The organism is Eudoraea adriatica DSM 19308 (genome assembly GCF_000382125.1).
Lineage (GTDB): Bacteria > Bacteroidota > Bacteroidia > Flavobacteriales > Flavobacteriaceae > Eudoraea > Eudoraea adriatica.
The window spans coordinates 1-1,864 of sequence record NZ_KB907561.1; the positions used below are offsets into that span (position 1 = coordinate 1).

2 protein-coding genes are annotated in these 1,864 nt (G+C 32.8%); both read left to right on the forward strand.

The window, feature by feature from the left end; all coding sequences use genetic code 11:
• Positions 1-303: 303 nt before the first annotated feature.
• The gene (locus G504_RS0118045) at positions 304-804 is read left to right on the forward strand and encodes a rhodanese-like domain-containing protein (RefSeq protein WP_019671592.1); all 501 of its coding nucleotides are present in this window, start codon (positions 304-306) and stop codon (positions 802-804) included.
• A gap of 37 nt (positions 805-841) precedes the next feature.
• Positions 842-1,663 carry a hypothetical protein gene (locus G504_RS0118050; RefSeq protein WP_019671593.1) on the forward strand — a complete coding sequence of 274 codons (822 nt, stop codon included), beginning with the start codon at positions 842-844 and terminating at the stop codon, positions 1,661-1,663.
• Positions 1,664-1,864: the final 201 nt, after the last annotated feature.

Sequence of the window (1,864 nt, forward strand, 5' to 3'; positions counted from 1 at the left end):
AAATTAAGGAACGTTAACTAAAAATACAGATAGTTATTTTAAAAATTATCCAGATTTAAAATATAACTTTTTTGAAATTAGCTTACTTCTGAAAGTGCCTATATAAGTTATTACTGCTATACAACAATTTCCCGCTTGGACTTTAGTGGGTGTAGCTATTGCCGTAACAGAAAATAATAATGTATTTAATGTATTACAAGAGTAGAACAAATCATAAAAATTACCTATTAATCAGTATTTTTTAAATTGGCAATCATGCGTAAATTTAGAGATTAAGTTAAAAATCAACATATTTAACGAATCATGGAATTACCAAAAGAAAAACAAACCACACTAGGTTTATATGTAACCTCTAAAGAAGCTTATAACCTATGGAAAAGTGCACCTGAAAAAGTAAAGGTTCTTGATGTACGAACCTTTGATGAATACATTTATGTGGGTCACGCTCCAATGGCTTTGAATATACCAGGCTTTTTACAAACCACCGTTTGGGATGAGGAAAAAAAATACTTTACGTATAAAATGAACCCAGATTTTGTAAATCAGATAAAGGAAGTTTTTCAACCAGACGACATTATTTTAGTAACCTGCAGATCTGGAGGTCGTAGTGCTTTAGCTGCAAACCTAATGGCAAAATTAGGCTATACAAACGTGTATAATATTACTGATGGCTTTGAGGGAGATGTGGAAACTAATCCTGAAAGTAAGGATTTCGGAAAACGCGTGCTCAACGGTTGGAAAAACGTAGATGTCCCATGGACTTATGATATTGATCTAGAATTGGTTAAAATTCCTGCTGAATAACTTCCATGGTCTAAATAACATTATAAACCTTAGAATTATGACACTTAGAATTAAAAAAAATGGGATATTATTTTTAACACTATTTTCTTTGATGGCTATTTTATCCTTTACATCGACCATTAATGCTCAAGAAGAAACAGAAAAAAATGATGCTGTAGCACAAGCTAATAATCCACTTGCAAATTTTACAGCTTTTAATGTGCACAATTACTATATTGGTGAACTAACAGCCCCTGAACAAGATGCTAACCAAGTTTGGGCACGTTTTGCTAAACCATTTTCATTAGGAAAAACTAATTGGCTTATGCGAGCTTCATTACCTCTTAACACCTTTCCAGTTGCACCAGACTTTAAAGCCAAAACAGGTTTAGGAGATTTAAATATTTTCGCAGCTTGGCTTCTTGATGTTGGTAATCCAACATTGGCCTTTGGGGTTGGACCACAAATTACTGTACCAACCGCAACAGTTTCTGAATTAGGTAGCCAAAAATGGTCGGCTGGTATTGTGAATACTTTATTTAGCTTTAAATCTAAAACATTCCAATATGGTTATTTATTAAGCTGGCAAGCGAGTTTTGCTGGTGAAGAAGATAGAGAAGATGTAAATGTTGGTGCATTTCAACCTTTTTTATTTTACCAATTAGGTAAAGGATCTTATCTACGGTCTACAGGTGCCGCTTTTTACAATTTTACCAATGATATCTATGGTGTTCCTGTAGGATTGGGTTTTGGTAAGGTCATTCCAAAGGAGAAAACCGTTTTTAATGTATTTATAGAACCTCAACTATCTATAGCCGATAGTGGTCCAGGTGTGGCTAAATGGCAAATTTTTGTTGGATTAAATACGCAGTTTAAATAATTAAATTTTTAAATTATGAGTGAGAAAATAAATGATTTAAAAAAGGGTTTGATTACTTCACTTTTAGTATCGTTGTTTTCTTTTATAATATACGGTCAAACTAATGAGGCACTTTCAGAAGTAGTTCAAATACTTGATATTCAGCAAAATAAGTTGTATTTTAGATAAAACAAAACCCCGAAAACGAGCCGAACACTCAAA

What these genes read in the sequence shown, in the direction of transcription:
- G504_RS0118045 (WP_019671592.1), top strand. Translation starts at nt 304, where the DNA reads ATGGAATTACCAAAAGAAAAACAAACCACACTAGGTTTATATGTAACC.
- G504_RS0118050 (WP_019671593.1), top strand. Translation starts at nt 842, where the DNA reads ATGACACTTAGAATTAAAAAAAATGGGATATTATTTTTAACACTATTT.